Annotated in this window: 20 protein-coding genes; 11 read left to right on the top strand and 9 right to left on the bottom strand. The window is 59.0% G+C overall.

The features are described 5' to 3' along the window. The 5 genes from PMI29_RS22965 to dksA all read right to left on the bottom strand — a co-directional run. The coding region (locus PMI29_RS22965) for a response regulator (RefSeq protein WP_007995327.1) at positions 1 to 454 on the bottom strand (454 nt) is incomplete at its 3' end. A gap of 22 nt (positions 455 to 476) precedes the next feature. Next, positions 477 to 3,431, bottom strand: a complete 2,955-nt coding sequence (locus tag PMI29_RS22970; protein ID WP_007990065.1) for a sensor histidine kinase — start codon at positions 3,429 to 3,431, stop codon at positions 477 to 479. Then, positions 3,415 to 3,591, bottom strand: coding sequence for a hypothetical protein (locus PMI29_RS31710; protein WP_003176118.1), 177 nt, complete (start codon positions 3,589 to 3,591; stop codon positions 3,415 to 3,417). Before PMI29_RS31710 ends, PMI29_RS22970 begins: the two co-directional genes overlap by 17 nt. A 77-nt stretch (positions 3,592 to 3,668) precedes the next feature. Then, positions 3,669 to 4,562: a tRNA glutamyl-Q(34) synthetase GluQRS gene (gene gluQRS, locus PMI29_RS22980; RefSeq protein ID WP_007995324.1), complete on the bottom strand. Its 894-nt coding sequence runs from the start codon at positions 4,560 to 4,562 to the stop codon at positions 3,669 to 3,671. Positions 4,563 to 4,765: 203 nt separating this feature from the next. Beyond that, a complete protein-coding gene (gene dksA / locus PMI29_RS22985; protein WP_007995322.1) occupies positions 4,766 to 5,206 on the bottom strand; it encodes an RNA polymerase-binding protein DksA in 441 nt (146 codons plus the stop codon). A 334-nt stretch (positions 5,207 to 5,540) separates the two neighbouring features. Between dksA and PMI29_RS22990 the strand changes: the two genes are divergently transcribed. Together PMI29_RS22990 and sfsA are read left to right on the top strand one after the other, a co-directional pair. Next, positions 5,541 to 6,713, top strand: coding sequence for a pyridoxal phosphate-dependent aminotransferase (locus tag PMI29_RS22990; RefSeq protein WP_007995320.1), 1,173 nt, complete (start codon positions 5,541 to 5,543; stop codon positions 6,711 to 6,713). Continuing rightward, complete coding sequence (gene sfsA, locus PMI29_RS22995) at positions 6,713 to 7,426, top strand: DNA/RNA nuclease SfsA (protein WP_007995318.1); 714 nt, start codon at positions 6,713 to 6,715, stop codon at positions 7,424 to 7,426. The genes PMI29_RS22990 and sfsA overlap by 1 nt, the downstream gene beginning before the upstream one ends. On the opposite strand, the gene PMI29_RS23000 is transcribed toward sfsA, so the two are convergent. The 4 genes from PMI29_RS23000 to PMI29_RS23015 all read right to left on the bottom strand — a co-directional run bounded on the left by PMI29_RS23000 (position 7,423) and on the right by PMI29_RS23015 (position 10,740). Beyond that, positions 7,423 to 7,740, bottom strand: a complete 318-nt coding sequence (locus PMI29_RS23000) for a Rieske (2Fe-2S) protein (protein WP_007995317.1) — start codon at positions 7,738 to 7,740, stop codon at positions 7,423 to 7,425. The genes sfsA and PMI29_RS23000 overlap by 4 nt on opposite strands. A 489-nt stretch (positions 7,741 to 8,229) precedes the next feature. After that, positions 8,230 to 8,502, bottom strand: a complete 273-nt coding sequence (locus PMI29_RS23005) for a TfoX/Sxy family protein (RefSeq protein ID WP_007971093.1) — start codon at positions 8,500 to 8,502, stop codon at positions 8,230 to 8,232. 245 nt (positions 8,503 to 8,747) lie between these two features. Beyond that, positions 8,748 to 9,092 carry a pentapeptide repeat-containing protein gene (locus PMI29_RS23010; protein WP_007995314.1) on the bottom strand — a complete coding sequence of 115 codons (345 nt, stop codon included), beginning with the start codon at positions 9,090 to 9,092 and terminating at the stop codon, positions 8,748 to 8,750. Between the two features lie 91 nt (positions 9,093 to 9,183). Further along, positions 9,184 to 10,740: a bifunctional aminoglycoside phosphotransferase/ATP-binding protein gene (locus PMI29_RS23015; protein WP_007995313.1), complete on the bottom strand. Its 1,557-nt coding sequence runs from the start codon at positions 10,738 to 10,740 to the stop codon at positions 9,184 to 9,186. Between the two features lie 115 nt (positions 10,741 to 10,855). Between PMI29_RS23015 and mrcB the strand changes: the two genes are divergently transcribed. The 9 genes from mrcB to msrQ all read left to right on the top strand — a co-directional run bounded on the left by mrcB (position 10,856) and on the right by msrQ (position 20,719). Further along, positions 10,856 to 13,174, top strand: coding sequence for a penicillin-binding protein 1B (gene mrcB / locus PMI29_RS23020; protein ID WP_007995312.1), 2,319 nt, complete (start codon positions 10,856 to 10,858; stop codon positions 13,172 to 13,174). Between the two features lie 16 nt (positions 13,175 to 13,190). Next, the gene (locus PMI29_RS23025) at positions 13,191 to 13,928 is read left to right on the top strand and encodes a tetratricopeptide repeat protein (protein ID WP_007995311.1); all 738 of its coding nucleotides are present in this window, start codon (positions 13,191 to 13,193) and stop codon (positions 13,926 to 13,928) included. Beyond that, positions 13,928 to 14,263: a YqcC family protein gene (locus PMI29_RS23030; protein ID WP_007995310.1), complete on the top strand. Its 336-nt coding sequence runs from the start codon at positions 13,928 to 13,930 to the stop codon at positions 14,261 to 14,263. The genes PMI29_RS23025 and PMI29_RS23030 overlap by 1 nt, the downstream gene beginning before the upstream one ends. Positions 14,264 to 14,747: 484 nt before the next feature. Then, positions 14,748 to 16,472 (top strand): acetolactate synthase 3 large subunit, encoded by a 1,725-nt coding sequence (locus PMI29_RS23035; protein WP_007995309.1) that lies wholly within the window; start codon positions 14,748 to 14,750, stop codon positions 16,470 to 16,472. 2 nt (positions 16,473 to 16,474) lie between these two features. Then, positions 16,475 to 16,966, top strand: coding sequence for an acetolactate synthase small subunit (gene ilvN / locus PMI29_RS23040; protein ID WP_003205610.1), 492 nt, complete (start codon positions 16,475 to 16,477; stop codon positions 16,964 to 16,966). Between the two features lie 45 nt (positions 16,967 to 17,011). Continuing rightward, positions 17,012 to 18,028 carry a ketol-acid reductoisomerase gene (gene ilvC, locus PMI29_RS23045; protein WP_003228216.1) on the top strand — a complete coding sequence of 339 codons (1,017 nt, stop codon included), beginning with the start codon at positions 17,012 to 17,014 and terminating at the stop codon, positions 18,026 to 18,028. A 144-nt stretch (positions 18,029 to 18,172) separates the two neighbouring features. Further along, on the top strand, positions 18,173 to 19,027 hold the full coding sequence (gene pssA / locus PMI29_RS23050; RefSeq protein WP_007995308.1) for a CDP-diacylglycerol--serine O-phosphatidyltransferase: 855 nt from the start codon (positions 18,173 to 18,175) through the stop codon (positions 19,025 to 19,027). Between the two features lie 58 nt (positions 19,028 to 19,085). Next, a complete protein-coding gene (msrP, locus tag PMI29_RS23055) occupies positions 19,086 to 20,099 on the top strand; it encodes a protein-methionine-sulfoxide reductase catalytic subunit MsrP (protein ID WP_007995307.1) in 1,014 nt (337 codons plus the stop codon). Next, positions 20,099 to 20,719, top strand: a complete 621-nt coding sequence (msrQ, locus tag PMI29_RS23060; protein WP_007995306.1) for a protein-methionine-sulfoxide reductase heme-binding subunit MsrQ — start codon at positions 20,099 to 20,101, stop codon at positions 20,717 to 20,719. Before msrP ends, msrQ begins: the two co-directional genes overlap by 1 nt. Positions 20,720 to 20,766 lie beyond the last annotated feature (47 nt).

Raw genomic sequence — 20,766 nt, 5'->3', positions numbered from 1 at the left:
GGGAGCCAATAATGCCGATTTCACCGTTGCTGTTGTCGACACCGGATTTCGCCGCGCCGTTGGCGGCTTTGCCGGCAGCCGGCTCAGCGCCGGCCTGTACCGTTTGTCGGTCACGCAGGATTCGTGCGGCGGCTTGCAGCATTTCGTCGTGGTCGAATGGCTTGGCAATGTAATCCACCGCGCCCATTTTCATCGAGTCGACCGCCGAGCGCAGGCTGGCATAGCTGGTCATGATCAGCACCGGCGTGCCTTGGGCGAGCTTGATCAATTCCGTACCAGGCGCGCCCGGCAGGCGCAGGTCACTGATGATCAGATCGAACGAGGGAATGGTGAAGCGTTCTTGTGCTTCCTGCACTGAACCGGCTTCGCTGACCTGGTACTGGTTACGTTCCAGCAGGCGGCGCAAGGCGGAGCGGATAATGGTTTCGTCTTCGACGATCAAAATGTGCGGCATTGATTCGATACTCTCGACGGTCTCAGTTCACAGCGGACGTCGCTTCGACATGACGCGGCAAGGTAACCCTGATTCGGGTGCCGCGTTGGCTTTGAACATCAGCCGGGCTGTCGATGGTGATTTGTCCATAATGCTCTTCAACGATGGAATAGACCAGTGCAAGGCCCAGACCGGTGCCTTCGCCAGGGTCCTTGGTGGTGAAGAAAGGTTCGAACAATCGGTCCATGATGCTCGACGGAATACCGCTGCCTTCGTCTTCCACGATCAGATCGACCGTGTGTTCGCCGGCTTCGCTCTTGACCCGTACCGCACTGCCGGGAGGCGAGGCGTCACGGGCGTTTGAGAGCAGGTTGATCAATACCTGGGCCAGCCGTTGCGGGTCGCCTTCGACCCAGTGTTCGGGGTCGCACAGGTTGTAGAACTGCACTTCGAAATTGCGTCGGTTCAGGGCCAGCAGGCCGATGGCATCCTGAGCCACTTCGGCCAGACAGACGGGCTCGTCGCTGTGCTGATGGCTGCCGGCATGGGCAAAGCTCATCAGCGACTGGACAATGCGCGACACGCGTTTGGTCTGTTCGAGGATCTGCCCGCTGATTTCCTTCAGCTCGCCGTCTTCTTCACGTTCTTCGCGCAGGTTCTGCGCCAGGCACGCGATACCGGTGATCGGGTTGCCGATTTCATGGGCCACGCCGGCCGCCAGTCGACCGATGCTGGCCAGGCGCTCGGAGTGCACCAGTTTGTCCTCGAGCATCTGGGTTTCGGTCAAGTCTTCCACCAGCAACACCAGGCCACTGTTGCCCGGCGCGAGGGGTTCGTCGATCGCGGCTTTGTGCAGGTTCAACCAACGTGTCTGGCCGTCGAGGGCCAGGTGCTGCTTGTGCAAGTGTTCGTCCGGCAGATTGATGAAGCCTTGCAGCAACTCCTTCCACGGGTCGGCAATGGTGCTCAGGCGCGAACCGACCACGCGCTGTGCGGCGATACCGGTGAGTTCCTCCATGGCCTTGTTCCACATGAGGATTTCCTGATCCTTGGCCAGCGAGCAAACGCCCATCGGCAACTCCTGCAGGGTCTGGCGGTGATAGCGGCGCAGGGCATCGAGTTCGGCGGCCAGGCCAGTCAGGCGCGAGTGGTAATCCTCGAGGCGGCTTTCGATGAAGTGAATGTCTTCGGTGACGTAGTTTTCGCCGCCAGCCTTGTACGGCAGGAACGTCTCGACCATGTCCTGGGCCACGCTCGGGCCCATCAGGCCGGAGAGGTTGGCCTCGATGCGGTCACGCAAGCGGCGCAGGGCATACGGTCGACGCTCGTCGAAGGGCAGATAGAGATCGCGCAGGGCCTGTTCCACTTCTTTCTGCGCCGCTTTTGCACCCAATGGCTTGGCCAGTTGCGTGGCGAATTCCTGGGGCGAGGCGGCGTGCAGTTCCCGGCGTTGCGGGCGGCGCACGTTATCCACGGCGCAGGCTTCGGCAGCGCTGGCCTCTTCGGTGCTGGCGTTGGTGAACAGCGAGATCAGGGTGAACATCAGCACGTTGGCCGCCAGCGAGGCAATCGCCGCCATGTGCCAGCTGGTGTCGTCCAGCACGTAGATCATGTTCAGCAGTGGAATGTAGAAGCCTTGCAGGTTGCCAACCAGCGGCAACAACATGGTCACCAGCCACACCAGAATCCCCGCCAGCAAGCCGGCGATGAAGCCGCGACGGTTGGCGGTCGGCCAGTACAGGACCGAGAGCACGCCCGGCAGGAACTGCAACGTGGCGACGAACGCGACAATGCCGAGGTTGGCCAGGTCCTGCTCGGCACCGAGCATCAGGTAGAAGCCGTAGCCGGCCATGATGATCGCGACAATCAGCGCCCGGCGGGTCCACTTCAGCCAGCGGTAGATGTTGCCTTCGGCCGGAGGTTGATACAGCGGCAGCACCAGGTGGTTCAAGGCCATCCCGGACAGCGCCAGGGTGGTGACGATGATCAGGCCACTGGCGGCGGACAGCCCGCCGACATACGCCAGCAACGCCAGCGCCTTGCTGTTGGCGGCGATACCGATGCCCAGGGTGAAGTATTCCGGATTAGTGGTGGCACCGAGTTTCAGGCCGGCCCAGAGAATCAGCGGTACCGCCAGGCTCATCAGCAGCAGGAACAACGGCAGGCCCCAGCTCGCACTGACCAGCGAACGCGGGTTGAGGTTCTCGGTGAAGGTCATGTGATACATGTGCGGCATCACGATGGCCGAGGCGAAGAACACCAGCAACAGGGTGCGCCACGGGCCTTCCTGCAATGGCGTGTGCAGGGCCGCGAGCGCGGTCTGGTTTTGCAGCAGCCACAGTTCCAGCTGTTGCGGGCCGTCGAACACGCCGTAAAGCGCATACAGCCCGACGCCGCCGAGGGCGATCAGCTTGATCACCGATTCGAACGCAATCGCGAACACCAGGCCTTCATGCTTTTCGCGGGTGGCAATGTGGCGGGAACCGAAGAAAATCGTGAACAGCGTAATCAACGCGCAGAAGCTCAGGGCCACGCGATGCTGCACCGGCTCTCGGGTGAGGATGCCGATGGAGTCGGCGACCGCCTGAATCTGCAAGGCCAGCAACGGCAATACGCCGACCAGCATGAAAATCGTGGTCAGCGCTCCGGCCCAGGTGCTGCGGAAGCGGAAGGCAAACAAGTCCGCCAGGGACGACAGTTGATAAGTGCGGGTGATCTTCAGGATCGGGTAGAGCAGCACCGGCGCCAGCAGAAATGCCCCGGAAACGCCCAGGTAGCTGGACAGAAAACCGTAGCCGTACTGATAGGCCAGGCCCACGGTGCCGTAAAACGCCCAGGCACTGGCATAGACGCCCAGTGACAGGGTGTAGGTCAGTGGGTGGCGAATGATCGCCCGGGGGATCATGCCCCGTTCACTGATCCAGGCCACACCGAACAGCACCGCCAGGTACGCGGCGCTGATCAGGATCATCTGGGTCAGGCTAAAGCTCATCGGCATCTTTTTGGCTCTGCAGGATGAAGGTCACGACGATCAGAATCAGCCAGAGCAGATAAGGGCGATACCAGGCGCCAGTGGCGTCGATCCACCAATCCATGATGGCCGGGGAAAACAGGTAAATCCCCACTACCAAAAGCAGGACCAAGCGATAGATGTACATCCCGGCCTCTCTTTTTTATGCGCGTGCCCGAAAACGTGCGGCGATGGTAACGGATGGGCGCGCCACTGCAAGTGCGATCACAGCAGCTGTGCCTCGGGCAGGCTCAGTGTGCGCGGGATCAACGAGGCATCCCAGTGGGCAATGCCCCAGTTCAGCACTTCCCGTGGCGTGGCGTAAGCCAGTTCGGTTCCCGGGTTCTGCCCCAGTGCGCGTAGCGCCCGCAGCAACAGCGGTGTTGCCTGATCATCGGTCAACGGCGGCGAGCGGTAGGATTTACCCAGTTTATTGCCATCAGGCTGAGTAATCAGCGGGATGTGCAGATAACGCGGTTGAGGCAGGCCGAGCAGTTCTTGCAGGTAGAGCTGGCGGGGCGTGGAGTCCAGCAGGTCGGCACCCCGAACGATATCGGTGATGCCCTGCCAGGCATCGTCCAGGACCACGGCCAATTGATAGGCGTAGAGTCCATCGCGGCGGCGGATCACAAAGTCGCCGACTTCCCGGCCCAGATGTTGGCGGTATTCGCCCTGCACCCGGTCGATGAAGTGGTATTCCAGTTCCGGTACGCGCAGGCGGATGGCCGCATCGTCGGCGCCATGGCCGGCATTGCGGCACAGCCCCGGATAAATCCCGTGATACGGTTCCAGCTGTTTGCGCGAGCAGGTGCAGGCGTAGGCCAGACCATGACTGAACAGGCGATTGAGCACCTCGGCGTAGGCATCGTGCCGTTCGCTTTGGCGAACCAGGTCGCCATCCCACTCGAAGCCATAGCTTTCCAGTGCCTTGAGAATGGCCATCTGGGCGCCGGGTTCCTCGCGGGGCGGGTCAAGGTCCTCCATGCGCATCAGCCAGCGTCCGCCCACCGAGCGCGCGTCAAGGTAGGAGGCTAGCGCTGCGACCAGTGAACCGAAATGCAGGTGGCCACTGGGCGTGGGGGCGAAGCGACCGATGTAAGTGGGGGAGGTGGCGGTCATGAATGCAATGTCACTTGTTCCGGACTTGCGCCAGGCACCTGTGGGAGCGAGCCTGCTCGCGAAAGCGGGGTGTATCAGCCAGCATCAATGTTGAAGTTGATGGACCCTTCGCGAGCAGGCTCGCTCCCACAGTGTTTTGCCTAGGCGAATTTTAGAAACAAAAACGGAGCGTTCGCACGCTCCGTTCTTCGTTCAAGTCGCAATTATTTGCCGACTTGCTTTTCCTTGATTTCCGCCAGGGTCTTGCAGTCGATGCACAGGTCGGCGGTAGGACGCGCTTCGAGGCGCTTGACGCCGATCTCGATGCCGCAGGATTCACACCAGCCGTACTCTTCGTCTTCGATCAGCTGAAGTGTCTTGTCGATCTTCTTGATCAACTTGCGTTCACGATCGCGGGCACGCAGTTCGAGGGCGAATTCCTCTTCCTGGCTGGCACGGTCTGCCGGATCAGGAAAGTTGGCCGCTTCGTCCTTCATGTGGTCCACGGTCTTGTCGACACCTTCCATCAGCTCTTTTTTCCACTGATTCAGAACCTTGGTGAAGTGCTTGCGCATGGGCTCGCCCATGTACTCTTCGCCGGCTTTCTGAACATAGGGCTCGAAGCCGCTGATCGTCTGGTTTTGCTGCTTTGCTTGGGTGGACATGAAATAGACCGCCTCTACTCTTGTAATCCATCTGCGCAGGATTGCTCCATCACCGGCACCTGCCGGCCCTGCGGCTGCAAGCGGGCGAACTTACCAGATCAACTCGGGCCGCGCTACTCCCGGATGTCGAGCTCGCGGCACAGGGTGCTTGCCAATGATGACAAACCGTTGACTGGTGGCTCTGGAACCCTGCTCAATTATTGATTTTAGTCAAACCTTGCGCTCGCGCTTGAGTCGTTTGCGGCCGGGAGTTATAAGGCCTCTGACCGCATTAGGTTCTCGCTCGTTCCTGCGCTTGGGTAGAATCGTTTTTTTTCCCGTTGAAGGAAGGCCAATGGCTCAGCCCTACAGTGCCCGCAGTCGCGCAATCGAACCTTTCCATGTAATGGCGCTGTTGGCGCGAGCCAACGAGTTGCAGGCGGCCGGCCATGACGTGATCCACCTCGAAATCGGTGAGCCGGACTTCACCACTGCCGAACCGATCATCCAGGCCGGCCAGGCTGCTCTGGCGGCAGGGCGGACCCGTTACACCGCCGCGCGCGGAATTCCTGAGCTGCGTGAGGCCATTTCGGGCTTTTATCAGCAGCGTTACGGTTTGAACATCGACCCGCGGCGCATCCTCATCACACCTGGTGGGTCCGGCGCGTTGCTGCTGGCCAGCGCTTTGCTGGTAGATCCCGGTAAACACTGGCTGCTGGCGGATCCGGGCTACCCATGTAACCGGCACTTTCTGCGATTGGTGGAGGGCGCGGCACAACTGGTGCCGGTCGGTCCGGATGTGCGTTATCAGTTGACACCTGGACTGATCGAACGTCATTGGGATCACGACAGTGTTGGTGCATTGGTGGCGTCGCCGGCCAATCCGACCGGCACGATCCTGACCCGCGACGAACTGGCGAAGCTGTCTGTCGCGATCAAGGAGCGCCACGGTCATCTGGTGGTCGACGAGATTTATCACGGCCTGACCTACGGCACCGATGCGGCCAGCGTGCTGGAAGTCGACGACAGTGCATTCGTTCTGAACAGTTTTTCGAAGTATTTCGGGATGACCGGTTGGCGGCTCGGATGGCTGGTGGCTCCCGACGCTGCCGTCGGTGAGCTGGAAAAACTCGCCCAGAATCTCTATATCAGTGCTCCGAGCATGGCGCAGTACGCTGCGCTGGCCTGTTTCGAGCCAGCAACCATCAGTATTCTCGAAGAGCGTCGCGCCGAATTTGGTCGGCGCCGGGATTACCTGCTGCCGGCCTTGCGAGAGATGGGGTTCGGCATTGCCGTGGAGCCAGAAGGGGCTTTCTACTTGTACGCCGATATCGGCAAGTTTGGCGGCGATGCCTTCGCGTTCTGTAAGCACTTTCTCGAAACCGAACATGTGGCATTCACCCCGGGGCTGGATTTCGGGCGTTATCAGGCCGGGCATCACGTGCGGTTTGCCTATACGCAGAATCTTGAGCGTTTGCAGGAGGCGGTGGAGCGTATCGCTCGTGGTTTGCGGAGCTGGCAAGGCTGATGCATTTTCATCCTCCCCTCGAAGAAGGTCGCCTGATCCGTCGTTACAAGCGTTTTCTCGCCGACATCGAAACCGTTGACGGCGAGTTGCTGACCATTCACTGCCCGAATACGGGCTCGATGCTCAATTGTCAGGTCGAGGGCGGGCAGGTCTGGTTCAGCCGCTCCAACGACCCGAAACGCAAGTTGCCTGGCACTTGGGAGATTGGTGAAACCCCGCAAGGGCGGCTGTTTTGCGTGAACACTGCCCGGGCCAATGGTTTGATCGAAGAGGCGCTGCGAGCGGGCGTCATCACGGAATTGAACGGATTTACCGGGCTCAAGCGTGAAGTGGCTTACGGTCAGGAAAACAGTCGTATCGATTTCCGGCTCGATTACCCCGAAGGGCCTGCCTACGTCGAGGTCAAAAGCGTGACCCTGGGTTTCGACGGTACGGCGGTGGCGGCGTTTCCCGACGCGGTCACCCAGCGTGGCGCCAAGCATCTGCGGGAGCTGGCCCATCTGGCCAGGGACGGTATTCGCGCGGTGCAGTTGTACTGTGTCTGCCTGACCGATATCGAGGCCGTGCGCCCGGCGCAGGAAATCGATGCGGCTTATGCGCAGGCCTTGCGTGAAGCGATGGCCTGTGGGGTCGAGGTGTTGGCTTACGGCGTGCGCTTGAGTCACGAAGAAATGCGGGTCGACCGGCGTCTGGACGTGTTGCCGGGTGGCTAAAGGTTGATCCAGATCCCTTGTTCATCCTCGCGACAGCTCACACTGGTCAAGGCTTGCCCCGCGCAAGGGCCGGCGACGCATTCACCGTCTTCGATCAGAAACAGTGCGCCATGGGTGGCGCACTGGATCAGGCTGTTGCTGGGGTCGAGAAACTGGTCGGGATGCCACTCCAGGCCGACGCCCCGGTGCGGACAGCGATTGATATAGACATAAACCTGTCCGCTGCGGCGCACCGCAAAAAACTTTTGGCCATCAATGTCGAACCCGCGACTGCTGTCATTGACCAGTTCGGCACCTGCGCAAAGCAACTTCATGTCTATCCTCGGTCCCGCAACTCGTGAGCAGATATGTCCGAGCTTGACGGTCAAATACTAACAATTATCAAAGGGCCGTCTTGCCCGTAGGGTACAAGTGCCTGTCGACGAGGATACTTGGCCTGCTCCTTCGATGCCCGGGAAACCTTTGAAGAAAGCTGTTTATGCGCCTGACACACCTGTGTCGCCGTGCTCTGCATGGAGCATCCATCGCCGGACCCCGTCAGTACTTTTCAACAGGCAAAAAAAGACCCGGCAAGAGCCGGGTCAAATAACCGTGATTAGCCTGATGAGGAGATAATCCGAGAGTCCGAACCAAGGGCTTTTCAGAATATCGACCAGTCTTGCGACCAGTTGCGATAATCATATCGATTCTCATTACCAAGTCAACCGCTGTTTTTTGGTTTCTTTGCGATTCGCTGAATTTACTTCTGCAGGCCCCGTAATCATTGGTTTTCAGGTTGCAAAGCTTCGGAAATATTTGCCGGATCAGTTCTTGTGGCGTGAAGAGATAGCTTCCAGTTGTTTGTTCAACGCTTCCTTGCGCTCGGCAGGAATGTCGTTCCAGTGAACGTCCATCAGGGCACCTTCAATTGCGTACAACAACACCTTGGACGCCCGAAAACCGCGCGTGCGCACGGCCCGGTAAGCATCCACCGCCCCGAGGCGACGCAAGTCCGAAGCGCTATGGATGCCCACGGCATGCAGCCATTGCGCTGACGTCTTGCCAAGATTCTTCAGGTGTTGCAGTTCATCATTCATCAAGCCTCCTTGCGATGGCCGAATGGAGAGCGTGGGCAATCTTCTGAGGAGTGTAGCCATCAGTAGGAAACGCGTGATTGTTTGCTGGTTTTCGACGCAAATGCTTCTAAGAGACGAGTATTGGCAGAGCGTGAAAAATCCGCGAACGCGGGAGGAATAGGTGGGGAATAGTCAGGAATTACGGGTGAGCATTCCCGCAGTCCAGCGCAACGAGGGGCGCTGGACGTGTCAGTCCGCGACGTTTATCAGCGGGTGCGATAGCGCAATCGTGTGCCGAAGTTCATCGACATCAGGATTTCGTCGGCGCTGAGCTCCACTGGAAAGTAGGCGCCGGAGATTTGTGCGTGGGCCAGGCTCGCGCCTTCCAGGTTCGCTTTGCTGAAGTCGATGCCGCGCAAGTCGGCGGAGCGGAAGTAGGCGTTGCTGAAATCCACACCGTCGGCATTCAGTTCGCGCAGGTCCAGCCCCCGGAAGTCTCCACCCACCATATCGATGGGGCCATCCTTGGGGCGCTCACTGTTGAAGCTTCTGATGTCGTCTTTGTGCAGCAGGGCATAAAGCGGTGTGTCGAGAAGTTTAGGCTGGCTCATGTCGCATCACCTGATGGTTTTATGACGCCAGTATAGTGCCACTATTTGACAGTCGTGAAGCCGGCGCGGGCCTCACGACTGAAATGGTTTCTTACAGGCCCGGAAGACGCTGGCGAATTTGCGCGACAACGGTATCGAGCGTCCCGCTTTCATTGGTCTGGACGCGCTTGCTGCAGAGGATTTCTGCGGGTGTCAGCGCTTCACGGCTGGCTTGCTGGGCTGCGATAACAGCCAGGGTGGCGTCGGACGGGTCTTTCTTGTCTGCCTGGCGCACGGCCAGCCAGCTTTCGATCACGGCCTGAGGCGCATTGCAGTCGAGGATCAGGAAAGGGGCGCCCGTGGCCTCGGCAATCTTCGCTGCACTGTCACGCTGATCACGCTTGAGGTAAGTGGCGTCGACCACCACCGGGAAGCCAGCACGCAGAATGACGTCGGCGATTTCATGCAGGCGGGCATAGGTCGCCGCGCTGGCGTCGGCGCTATAGATGCCGGCCTGTACGTCATTCTCGACGGTTTGCTCGCCGAACAGACGCTTGCGCTCGACATCGGAGCGCAAGCGAATCGCGCCCAGGGCTTCGACCAAACGCATGGCGACATGGCTCTTGCCGACTGCGGAAACGCCGTGGGTAATGGCCATGAAGCGCGAAGGAATGGTGCTGTAGCTTTCCGCCAGGTTGGCGTAGTTGCGGTACTGGCGCAGGGTCGTGGCGCGCTGCACCGCACTGGCTTCGGCCGGCATGCTGAACAGGGCGACCTTGGCGCGAACCAGTGCACGGTAGGCTTTATAGAAGTTCAGCAGTTCGAGGCCGCGATAGTCGCCGGTCAGTTCCAGGTACTGGCTGATGAAACGGCGCGCAAGGCACTTCAGGCCGCGGTCTTCCAGGTCCATCGCCAGGAAGCCGGTATCGGCATAAACGTCGGTAAAGCGAAACGGTTCGTTGAACTCGATGCAGTCGAAGATCACGACCTTGCCGTCGATCACGGTAGCGTTGCCCAAGTGGATATCACCGTGGCATTCACGAATGAAACCTTCGGCCTTGCGCTGGGCGAACAGCGGTTTGAGGCGCTCGAAGCTGCTTTCGGCCCAGGCTTGCAGGGCGTCGAGTTGCAACAGATCGGCTTTATCGCTGAGGAACGGACGGATCTGTTCGAAGTTCTGCCGCACCGGTGCCATGACGCTGTCCGGTGTGCCGGCTTCGTGCCCGGCCGGTACTTTCGGTGCGCTGAGGTGGAAGCGGGCGATTTGCTCGGCCATCTCGTCGATGTGTGCGGTGGTCAGTTCGCCATTGGCTTGAAGGGTGCTCAGTAATCCGTTTTGCGGGAACTGGCGCATCTTCAGTACATATTCGATGGCCGGGCCTTCGCCACCCAGTTGCGGAGCCTCGGCGCTGCCGGTGACGGGCAGCACTTCCAGGTACAAATCTTCGGTCAGGCGCTGATTCAGGCGCAGTTCTTCGGCGCAAAAGTGTTCGCGAGCCTCAAGGCTGGTGAAATCGAGAAAACCGAAATTGACCGGCTTCTTCACTTTATAAGCGAAGGGGCCCGTGAGAACGACCCAGGAAATATGGGTTTCGATGACCTGGAATCCGTCTACAGGATGCGGGTAGAGGGCAGGGTTTTGCAGGGCAGCGATCAGGGACTGGCTCACAGGCGATCCTTCAGAGTCTGGAAAATCAAGGCCGTCATTATGGCCGTAAGTCCGCTTGGCGCAAACCTCGGAGCGCTCCTGTTGAGTATGAATAAAGTGCGTATAATCCGCCGCCATGACTCGTACCCGAACTCCCCGTACCCCAAAAAAACCACCCTCCAGGGGCCTGCGCCCGTGGCTGGGCTGGGCCATTAAACTCAGTCTGGTCGGCCTGGTAGTGCTGGCCGGATTCGCCGTTTACCTTGATGCAATCGTCCAGGAGAAGTTCTCCGGCAAGCGCTGGACTATCCCGGCCAAGGTTTACGCGCGTCCGCTCGAGCTGTTCGTCGGACAAAAGCTGAGCAGGGACGATTTCCTGACCGAACTCGATGCCTTGGGCTATCGCCGTGAAAGCGTGGCCAATGGCCCGGGCGCGGCGTCGGTCAACGGTAATGTCGTTGATCTGAACACCCGTGGCTTCCAGTTCTATGAAGGCATGGAGCAGGCACAACCGGTGCGGGTGCGCTTCTCCGGCGATTACGTGGCCGAGTTGTCGGGAGCAAAAGGCTCGAAACTGTCGGTGGTGCGCCTGGAGCCGCTACTGATCGGCGGGCTGTACCCGAAAAACCTCGAAGACCGGATCCTGATCAAGATCGATCAGGTGCCACCGTACTTGCTTGAAACGCTGGTGGCGGTCGAGGATCGCGATTTTTATCATCACTTTGGTGTTTCGCCGAAGTCGATCGCCCGTGCAGTCTGGGTCAACGGTTCGTCCGGTCGCATGCGCCAGGGCGGCAGTACCCTGACTCAGCAATTGGTCAAAAACTTCTACCTGACCAACGAGCGCAGCCTGAGCCGCAAACTCACCGAAGCAATGATGGCGCTGCTGCTTGAACTGCATTACGACAAGCGCGAAATCCTTGAGGCTTACCTCAATGAAGTGTTTATCGGGCAGGACGGCCAGCGCGCGGTGCATGGTTTCGGTCTCGCCAGTCAGTTCTTCTTCAGCCAGCCGCTGGCCGAACTCAAGCTGCATCAGGTGGCGTTGCTGGTGGGCATGGTCAAGGGGCCATCCTCCTACAATCCGCGCCGTAATCCGGAGCGCGCCCTTGAGCGGCGCAACCTGGTACTCGATGTGCTGCAAGAGCAGGGCGTCGCTACCGCCGAGCAGGTTGAGGCGGCGAAGAAAATGCCGCTGGGCGTGACCAAGCGCGGCAGTCTGGCGGACAGCTCGTTCCCCGGCTTCCTCGATCTGGTCAAGCGTCAGTTGCGCGAAGACTATCGCGACGAAGACTTGACCGAGGAGGGGCTGCGGATCTTCACCAGTTTCGACCCGATCCTGCAGATGAAGGCTGAGGCTTCGGTCAACGACACCTTCAAGCGTCTGTCGGGGCGCAAGGGTTCCGATGACGTCGAAGCGGCAATGGTCGTGACCAACCCGGAGACCGGTGAAGTGCAGGCCATGATCGGCAGTCGCCAGGCCAGTTTTGCCGGGTTCAACCGGGCGCTGGACGCGGTGCGGCCGATCGGCTCGCTGATCAAGCCGGCGGTTTATCTGACCGCGCTGGAGAAACCGAGTCAGTACACATTGACCAGTTGGCTGTCGGACGAGTCCTTCTCGGTCAAGGGCGCCGATGGTCAGGTCTGGAAACCGCAGAACTACGATCGTCGTTCTCACGGTACGGTCTTCCTCTATCAAGGCCTGGCGCATTCCTACAACCTGTCGACCGCGCGTCTCGGTTTGGCGGTCGGTGTACCCAACGTCCTGAAGACGCTGGAGCGCCTGGGTGTGACTCGTGAATTCCCGGCCTTCCCGTCGATGTTGCTCGGGGCCGGTGGCATGACGCCAATCGAAGTGGCGACCATGTATCAGACCCTCGCCAACGGCGGCTTCAATACGCCGATGCGCGGGATTCGTAGTGTGCTGACTGCCGAGGGCGAGCCGCTCAAGCGTTATCCGTTCCAGATTCAGCAGCGTTTCGATCCGGCCTCCATTTACCTGATCCAGAGCGCCATGCAGCGCGTGATGCGTGAAGGTACCGGCAGCTCGGTTTACAACGTGTTGCCAAGGACCCTGACCCTGGCGGGTAAGACCGGTACCAGTAACGACTCGCGGGACAGTTGGTTTGCCGGTTTCAGTCAGGACTTGCTGGCGGTGGTCTGGCTGGGGCGCGATGACAACGGCAAGACGCCTTTTACCGGTGCCACCGGAGCCTTGCAGGTCTGGACCAGCTTCATGCGCAAGGCCGACCCGTTGCCGCTGGACATGCCGCAGCCGGATAATATTGTTCAGGCCTGGGTCGATTCCCGTACCGGGCAAGGTTCTGACGCCGGTTGCCCAGGTGCCGTGCAGATGCCGTATATTCGCGGCAGCGAACCGCCTCCCGGCGCTGCTTGCGGTGGTGAAAACCCTGCTGAGTCGGTGATGGATTGGGTCAAGGGCTGGATGAATTAAGCAAAGAGGGTTTCAAGTGAACAAGTGGTTGATTCCAGCGGTTGCCGCCGTAGCTTTGCTCAGCGGTTGCTCCACCGTACAACGTGGCTCGATCCCGGTCGTGGACTCCGGCACCGCCGTGTCCAACAGTGAGCGGATCTCGGCCAATGGCGGCTTCCGCCAGACGACCGTCAAGCGCCCTGCACAAGGTCAGTCCCGGACCCAGGCGATTCCGCAAGGTGACAGCGGTGTAGTGGTGATGGTGCCAGGCGCTGCAACGACTTCGACGCCGATCAGCACCACGCCGATAACCCCGGGTCCGATCACGCCGGGGCCAATTGACACGTCGCCGGTCCAGTCGGCGCCGATCAATCAGGGCAGCTACAACATACCGTCGTCGCCAAGCGGGATTCCGTCGGCCAGTTCGGGCGGACTTTCTGCAGACGAGCAACTCGACGGCCCGGTATTGGCCTTGCTGACCACCGCTCAACAGCAACAGGCGAGCGGTGATCTCAATGGTGCCTCCTCCAGCCTCGAACGCGCCCAGCGCGTTGCCCCGCGTGAGCCGCAGGTGCTTTATCGTCTGGCGCAGGTGCGCATGGCTCAAGGCGATGCGGCCCAAGCCGAGCAGTTCGCTCGCCGTGGGCTGACCTTTGCCAATGGTCGTCCGGCCCTACAGGCCAACTTGTGGGAGCTGATTGGCCAGGCGCGTGAAAAACAGGGTGACTCCCAGGGCGCGGCATTGGCTCGTCAGAAGGCCAAGGTAACGGGGTGATGGACGCGCGCTTTCTGAAAATCGCCGATCAACTGTTGTTGATCGAGCGTGAGTTGCGGGTGCAAGGGTGGTGGGATGAAGTCTCGCCATCTGCTGAAGCGCTTTCCAGTGTCGAGCCTTTTTCGGTCGATACACTGGATTTCGAGCAATGGCTGCAATGGATCTTCCTGCCACGCATGAAGATGATCCTTGAGCAGAATTTGCCGCTACCCAACGCTTCGGGCATTCAGGAAATGGCTGAAATGGTCTTTGCCGGACGCAATGTCCAGGGCAAGGACCGGCAGTTGCAGGTATTGCTCAAACAGTTTGATCAGTTGATCACGGCGTCCCGCTGAGCCAGAAGCTGCCAGCGCCCGCTGGCAGTTATCTACAATCACTTTCTGTATGTCATTGGCCGATGCTGCGTCAGTGCGTTCGCGTGCCAATTCTTGGCAAAAGTTGCGCAATTGGAGCTAACGCGCTGGCGGTTTATGGGTTTTTTCTTGCGTTCTCATGTGCTTACTAGAATAAAACACTTAGACGGCTTGACTTGCGAGGGACGAAACAGAAGAATCCAAAGTCCGCTGTACAGGGACTGCCAGAAGCAGACCCTCTCGGCAGATCATGAGGCGCATATCCGCGTCGACCTGTTACACCCGCAACGCGTTACCTCGCGCTGGGTGGGAAAAGCCCGCAACACTTGGGACGATCCCAATACTTGCTCAGTCAGTGCTGACGTAGTCGGCGACCACCGTCGCTCATGCTCTGCCGAGAAGTAAACCTATTAAGACCCGTCCCATATTTCGTGGACGGTATTCTGGCGTTTTAGAGGTGAGCAACGTGGAGCTTTTATCTGGCGGTGAGATGCTCGTCCGCTTTTTGCGCGACGAAGGCGTCAAATATATCTACGGGTACCCGGGTGGTGCTCTTCTTCATGTTTACGATGCCCTGTTCAAAGAACCGGAAGTGACCCACATCCTGGTTCGTCACGAGCAAGCGGCTACCCATATGGCTGACGGCTACGCCCGTGCCACCGGTAAAGCCGGTGTGGTTCTGGTAACTTCCGGTCCTGGTGCAACAAACGCCATCACCGGTATCGCCACGGCCTATATGGACTCCATTCCGATGGTGATCATTTCCGGCCAGGTGCCGAGCACCATGGTCGGCACCGATGCGTTCCAGGAAACCGACATGATCGGTATCTCCCGGCCGATCGTGAAGCACAGCTTCATGATCAAGCACGCGTCGGAAATCCCGGAAGTCATGAAGAAAGCCTTCTATCTGGCGCAATCCGGTCGTCCTGGTCCGGTCGTTGTCGATATCCCGAAAGACATGACCAACCCGGCCGAGAAGTTCGAATACGTCTTCCCGAAAAAAGCCAAGTTGCGCTCCTACAGCCCGGCTGTTCGTGGTCACTCCGGTCAAATCCGCAAGGCGGCAGAAATGCTCCTGGCGGCCAAGCGTCCCGTGTTGTACTCGGGCGGCGGCGTGATCCTTGGTGGCGGTTCCGCACCACTGACCGAACTGGCGAAGATGCTCAATCTGCCAGTGACCAATACCCTGATGGGCCTCGGTGGCTACCCTGGCACCGACCGTCAGTTCATCGGCATGCTCGGCATGCACGGCAGCTACACCGCCAACCTGGCGATGCACCATGCTGACGTGATCCTCGCTGTCGGCGCGCGTTTCGACGACCGTGTCATCAACGGTGCATCGAAGTTCTGCCCGAACGCCAAGATCATTCACATCGACATCGACCCGGCTTCGATCTCCAAGACCATCAAGGCCGACGTGCCTATCGTTGGTCCGGTTGAGAGCGTCCTGACTGAAATGGTCGCGATCCTCAAGGAAATCGGCGAGACCCCGAACAAGGAGTCCGTTGCCAGCTGGTGGAAGCAGGTTGACGAGTGGCGTGGTGATCGCGGCCTGTTCCCGTATGACAAGGGCGACGGCAGCAAGATCAAACCGCAAACCGTGATCGAAACCCTGTGCGAAGTGACCAAGGGCGACGCCTTTGTGACCTCCGACGTGGGTCAGCACCAAATGTTCGCCGCGCAGTACTACAAGTTCAACAAGCCGAACCGTTGGATCAACTCTGGTGGCCTCGGCACCATGGGCTTCGGTTTCCCTGCGGCCATGGGCATTCAGTTGAGCTTCCCGGATGCGGACGTCGCCTGTGTAACGGGCGAGGGCAGCATCCAGATGAACATTCAGGAACTGTCCACCTGTCTGCAATACGGTTTGCCGGTAAAAATCGTCATCCTGAACAACGGCGTGCTGGGCATGGTTCGTCAGTGGCAGGACATGAGCTATGGCAGCCGTCACTCGCACTCCTACATGGAGTCGTTGCCTGACTTCGTCAAGCTGGCTGAGGCCTATGGTCACGTCGGCGTACGCATCACCGAATCGAAAGATTTGAAGTCGAAGATGGAAGAGGCGTTCGCCATGAAAGATCGCCTGGTAGTGATCGATATTTCGGTCGATACCAGCGAGCACGTCTACCCGATGCAAATCAAAGACGGCTCCATGCGCGATATGTGGCTGAGCAAGACGGAGCGTACCTAATCATGCGGCACATTATTTCCTTGCTTCTGGAAAACGAACCTGGCGCTCTGTCTCGTGTGGTTGGTCTGTTCTCGCAGCGCAACTACAACATCGAAAGCCTGACCGTGGCGCCAACCGAAGACCCGACCCTGTCGCGTCTGACGCTGACCACAGTTGGCCACGATGAAATCATCGAGCAGATCACCAAGAACCTGAACAAGCTGATCGAAGTGGTAAAACTGGTCGACCTGTCGGAGAGTGCTCACATCGAGCGCGAACTGATGCTGGTCAAGGTCAAGGCCACCGGCGCCCAGCGCGCCGAGATCAAGCGCACTACCGATATTTACCGTGGACAGATCGTCGATGTCAGCGCCAGCGTGTATACCGTTCAACTGACCGGTACCAGCGACAAGCTCGACAGCTTCATTCAGTCCATTGGCACCGCCTCGATTCTGGAAACCGTCCGTAGTGGCGTGACCGGCATTGCCCGCGGCGACAAAGTACTCAGCATCTAAACCAAATTAGCGAACGGCCTGAACGGCCTGATATAGGGGAAATTCATGAAAGTTTTCTACGATAAAGACTGCGACCTGTCGATCATCCAGGGCAAGAAAGTTGCCATCATCGGTTACGGTTCCCAGGGCCACGCTCAAGCGTGCAACCTGAAAGATTCCGGCGTTGACGTGACCGTCGGCCTGCGTAAAGGTTCGGCTACCGTTGCCAAGGCTGAAGCCCATGGCCTGAAAGTGACCGACGTTGCTTCCGCTGTCGCGGCTGCCGACCTGGTCATGATCCTGACCCCGGACGAATTCCAGTCCTCCCTGTACAAGAACGAAATCGAGCCGAACATCAAGAAAGGCGCCACCCTGGCCTTCTCCCACGGCTTCGCGATCCACTACAACCAGGTTGTGCCGCGCGCTGACCTCGACGTGATCATGATCGCGCCGAAGGCACCAGGCCACACCGTACGTTCCGAGTTCGTGAAGGGCGGCGGTATCCCTGACCTGATCGCTATCTACCAGGACGCCTCGGGCAACGCCAAGAACGTCGCTCTGTCCTACGCTGCCGGCGTTGGCGGCGGTCGTACCGGCATCATCGAAACCACCTTCAAGGACGAGACTGAAACCGACCTGTTCGGCGAGCAAGCCGTTCTGTGCGGCGGTACGGTTGAACTGGTCAAAGCCGGTTTCGAAACTCTGGTTGAAGCTGGCTACGCGCCGGAAATGGCCTACTTCGAGTGCCTGCACGAACTGAAGCTGATCGTTGACCTCATGTACGAAGGCGGTATCGCCAACATGAACTACTCGATCTCCAACAACGCCGAATACGGCGAATACGTGACCGGCCCGGAAGTCATCAACGCCGAATCCCGTCAGGCCATGCGCAACGCCCTGAAACGTATTCAGGACGGCGAATACGCCAAGATGTTCATCAGCGAAGGCGCTACCGGCTATCCTTCGATGACCGCCAAGCGTCGTAACAACGCCGCTCACGGTATCGAAATCATCGGTGAGCAACTGCGCTCCATGATGCCGTGGATCGGTGCCAACAAGATCGTCGACAAAGCCAAGAACTAAGTCACGCGCTTGTAGGAAAAACGCGGCTTCGGCCGCGTTTTTTCGTTTGGGAGGCCGGTTCTGGTATAAAGCTGCATCGTTTGCGGCCGAACCGTCGTCCCAGACACCTGTCCAAACTTTCCACCCCGTTGCAAGGTAATGTCCATGAGCGAACGCCCCGAAGAGCCAAACCAGGCTTCTGACGCCGAAAGCCTGCTGCCCATCGATGAACATGTCGAGGAAGGGCATGACGCTGAAGGTCGTAAAGTCCGGCATCGTGGTATCTATCTTCTGCCGAATCTGTTCACCACTGCGAACCTGTTCGCGGGGTTCTATTCCATCATCAACTCGATGAGTGCGCAGGCTGCCTTGAGCGCCGGCGACTCGGTCAATGCGAGCAAGTACTTTGCTTTTGCCGCCATCGCGATTTTCGTTGCCATGGTGCTCGACGGCCTCGATGGTCGCGTTGCCCGCATGACCAATACCCAGAGTGCCTTCGGCGCCGAATATGACTCGCTGTCGGACATGGTTGCCTTTGGCGTTGCGCCGGCATTGCTGGCCTTCGGTTGGGCCCTGGGTGACATGGGCAAGGTTGGCTGGATGGTCGCCTTCATTTATGTAGCGGGTGCGGCGTTGCGTCTGGCGCGCTTCAACACTCAGGTCGGTACGGCGGACAAGCGCTATTTCATCGGTCTGGCCAGCCCCGCGGCGGCGGGTGTTGTTGCGGGCATTGTCTGGGCGTTCAGCGATTACGGCATCCAGGGCTCCAAAATGTCTTTCCTGGTTGCGTTGATGGTGGCTGCGGCCGGCATGCTGATGGTCAGCAACATCAAGTACAACAGCTTCAAGGAGTTGGACCTGAAAGGCCGTGTGCCGTTCGTGGCAATCCTCGCTGTGGTGCTGGTGTTCGCAGTGGTGTTCAGTGATCCGCCGCGCATCCTGCTGCTGGTGTTTCTCGCCTATGCAGCCTCGGGCCCGGTTCAATACCTGTTACGTCTTCGTCGTAACAAGAGCGTGTAATTTCCCTCATACTCCGCAGTCTATGGGTGCATCTGTCCTCCAGAGCTGCGGAGTAACCATGCTGATCAAAGTCTCCAAAGCGTCCGACTGCCATGAGTCGGACGTCACGCCTGAATCCCTCTATCTATCTCGACGCAATGTGCTCGGTGCCACGGTTGCCGGCTTCGCCTTGGGCAGCCTGCCGCAATGGGCCAGCGCTGGCGACAGTGCGCGCTACCCGGATGTTGAATCCGGCAAGGCGCCTTCCTGGTTCAGCGAAAAGCTTCCGGCTACCAGGTGGGGCGCGATCAACGTCAAGGATGAGGCGATCACGCCTTTCAAGGATGCGACCCACTACAACAACTTCTACGAGTTCGGTACCGACAAAGGTGATCCGGCCGCCAATGCCGGCGCGCTGAAGACGGAGCCGTGGTCGGTGGTGGTGGACGGGGAGGTGGGCAAGCCAGGGCGGTATGCGCTGGAAGACTTCATGAAACCGTATCAGTTGGAAGAGCGAGTCTACCGACTGCGCTGTGTGGAAGCCTGGTCGATGGTCATTCCCTGGATCGGTTTTCCCCTCTCGGCCTTGCTCAAGGAGGTCGAGCCGACCTCGAAAGCCAGATTCATCCGTTTCGAAACGCTGCTGGATCCGAAAAGTATGCCGGGCCAGCGTTCCGGTTTTGCCTTGATCGACTGGCCGTATATAGAAGGGCTGCGTCTGGATGAGGCGATGAACCCGTTGGCGATTCTTGCCGTTGGAATGTACGGGCGTGAATTACCTAATCAAAACGGCGCGCCGCTGCGTTTGGTGGTGCCTTGGAAGTATGGCTTCAAGAGCATCAAGTCCATCGTCCGCATCAGTCTGGTCAGTGAGCAGCCGAAAACCACCTGGCAGAGTATTGCTTCGGATGAATATGGCTTTTATGCGAACGTGAACCCCACTGTTGATCATCCTCGCTGGACTCAGGCTCGTGAACGCCGCTTGCCCAGCGGTTTGTTCAAGCCCAATGTGCGCGACACGCAAATGTTCAACGGCTATTCAGAAGAAGTCGCTTCTCTATATACGGGGCTCGACCTGAGGAAGAATTACTGATGCGCCATCCGTTTTGGCGTATCGGCGTCTTTGTCGTGGCGTTGGTGTGGCCGCTGCTGTGGTTGTACCAGGCTTGGGAGGATCTCCTCGGGCCGGATCCAGGCAAGGTGCTGGTCGATCGATGGGGTTTGGGGGCACTTGTTCTGCTGCTGGTAACGTTGAGCATGACGCCTTTGCAGAAGCTCACCGGTTGGTCGGGGTGGTTTGCCGTACGGCGACAGTTGGGGTTGTGGTGTTTTGCCTATGTGCTGCTCCACCTCGGTAGTTACTGCGCATTCATTCTAGGTTTTGACTGGTCGCAGCTGGGTGTCGAGCTGCGCAAGCGGCCTTACATTATTGTCGGGGCGCTGGGTTTTCTTGGTTTGCTGGCATTGGCGGTGACGTCCAATCGATATAGTCAGCGACGATTGGGCGTTCGCTGGAAGAAGTTACATCGCCTGGGTTATGTAATTCTTGGGCTCGGATTGCTGCATATGCTCTGGATTGTGCGTGCGGACCTGAAGGAGTGGGCGATCTATGCATCTATAGGTGCGCTGCTGTTAGTGCTGCGGCTACCGCCTTTAGCCCGTCGAATCCCGCGTTTAATGGCTAAAAAGGCCTCTTCTGCCAAAAAGGCGTAAATAGTGGTTGACGGCAGATTCTGGAGGCCTATAATTCGCCCCACTTC

The organism is Pseudomonas sp. GM49 (genome assembly GCF_000282355.1).
GTDB lineage: Bacteria > Pseudomonadota > Gammaproteobacteria > Pseudomonadales > Pseudomonadaceae > Aquipseudomonas.
This window is presented reverse-complemented; position numbering and strand designations above follow the sequence as displayed.

What these genes read in the sequence shown, in the direction of transcription:
- PMI29_RS23030 (WP_007995310.1), top strand. Translation starts at nt 13,928, where the DNA reads ATGGACGCGCGCTTTCTGAAAATCGCCGATCAACTGTTGTTGATCGAG.
- pssA (WP_007995308.1), top strand. Translation starts at nt 18,173, where the DNA reads ATGAGCGAACGCCCCGAAGAGCCAAACCAGGCTTCTGACGCCGAAAGC.
- msrQ (WP_007995306.1), top strand. Translation starts at nt 20,099, where the DNA reads ATGCGCCATCCGTTTTGGCGTATCGGCGTCTTTGTCGTGGCGTTGGTG.
- PMI29_RS23005 (WP_007971093.1), bottom strand. Translation starts at nt 8,502, where the DNA reads ATGAATGATGAACTGCAACACCTGAAGAATCTTGGCAAGACGTCAGCG.
- PMI29_RS23010 (WP_007995314.1), bottom strand. Translation starts at nt 9,092, where the DNA reads ATGAGCCAGCCTAAACTTCTCGACACACCGCTTTATGCCCTGCTGCAC.
- PMI29_RS23000 (WP_007995317.1), bottom strand. Translation starts at nt 7,740, where the DNA reads ATGAAGTTGCTTTGCGCAGGTGCCGAACTGGTCAATGACAGCAGTCGC.
- sfsA (WP_007995318.1), top strand. Translation starts at nt 6,713, where the DNA reads ATGCATTTTCATCCTCCCCTCGAAGAAGGTCGCCTGATCCGTCGTTAC.
- msrP (WP_007995307.1), top strand. Translation starts at nt 19,086, where the DNA reads ATGCTGATCAAAGTCTCCAAAGCGTCCGACTGCCATGAGTCGGACGTC.
- PMI29_RS31710 (WP_003176118.1), bottom strand. Translation starts at nt 3,591, where the DNA reads ATGTACATCTATCGCTTGGTCCTGCTTTTGGTAGTGGGGATTTACCTG.
- ilvN (WP_003205610.1), top strand. Translation starts at nt 16,475, where the DNA reads ATGCGGCACATTATTTCCTTGCTTCTGGAAAACGAACCTGGCGCTCTG.
- PMI29_RS22970 (WP_007990065.1), bottom strand. Translation starts at nt 3,431, where the DNA reads ATGCCGATGAGCTTTAGCCTGACCCAGATGATCCTGATCAGCGCCGCG.
- dksA (WP_007995322.1), bottom strand. Translation starts at nt 5,206, where the DNA reads ATGTCCACCCAAGCAAAGCAGCAAAACCAGACGATCAGCGGCTTCGAG.
- PMI29_RS22990 (WP_007995320.1), top strand. Translation starts at nt 5,541, where the DNA reads ATGGCTCAGCCCTACAGTGCCCGCAGTCGCGCAATCGAACCTTTCCAT.
- gluQRS (WP_007995324.1), bottom strand. Translation starts at nt 4,562, where the DNA reads ATGACCGCCACCTCCCCCACTTACATCGGTCGCTTCGCCCCCACGCCC.
- mrcB (WP_007995312.1), top strand. Translation starts at nt 10,856, where the DNA reads ATGACTCGTACCCGAACTCCCCGTACCCCAAAAAAACCACCCTCCAGG.
- ilvC (WP_003228216.1), top strand. Translation starts at nt 17,012, where the DNA reads ATGAAAGTTTTCTACGATAAAGACTGCGACCTGTCGATCATCCAGGGC.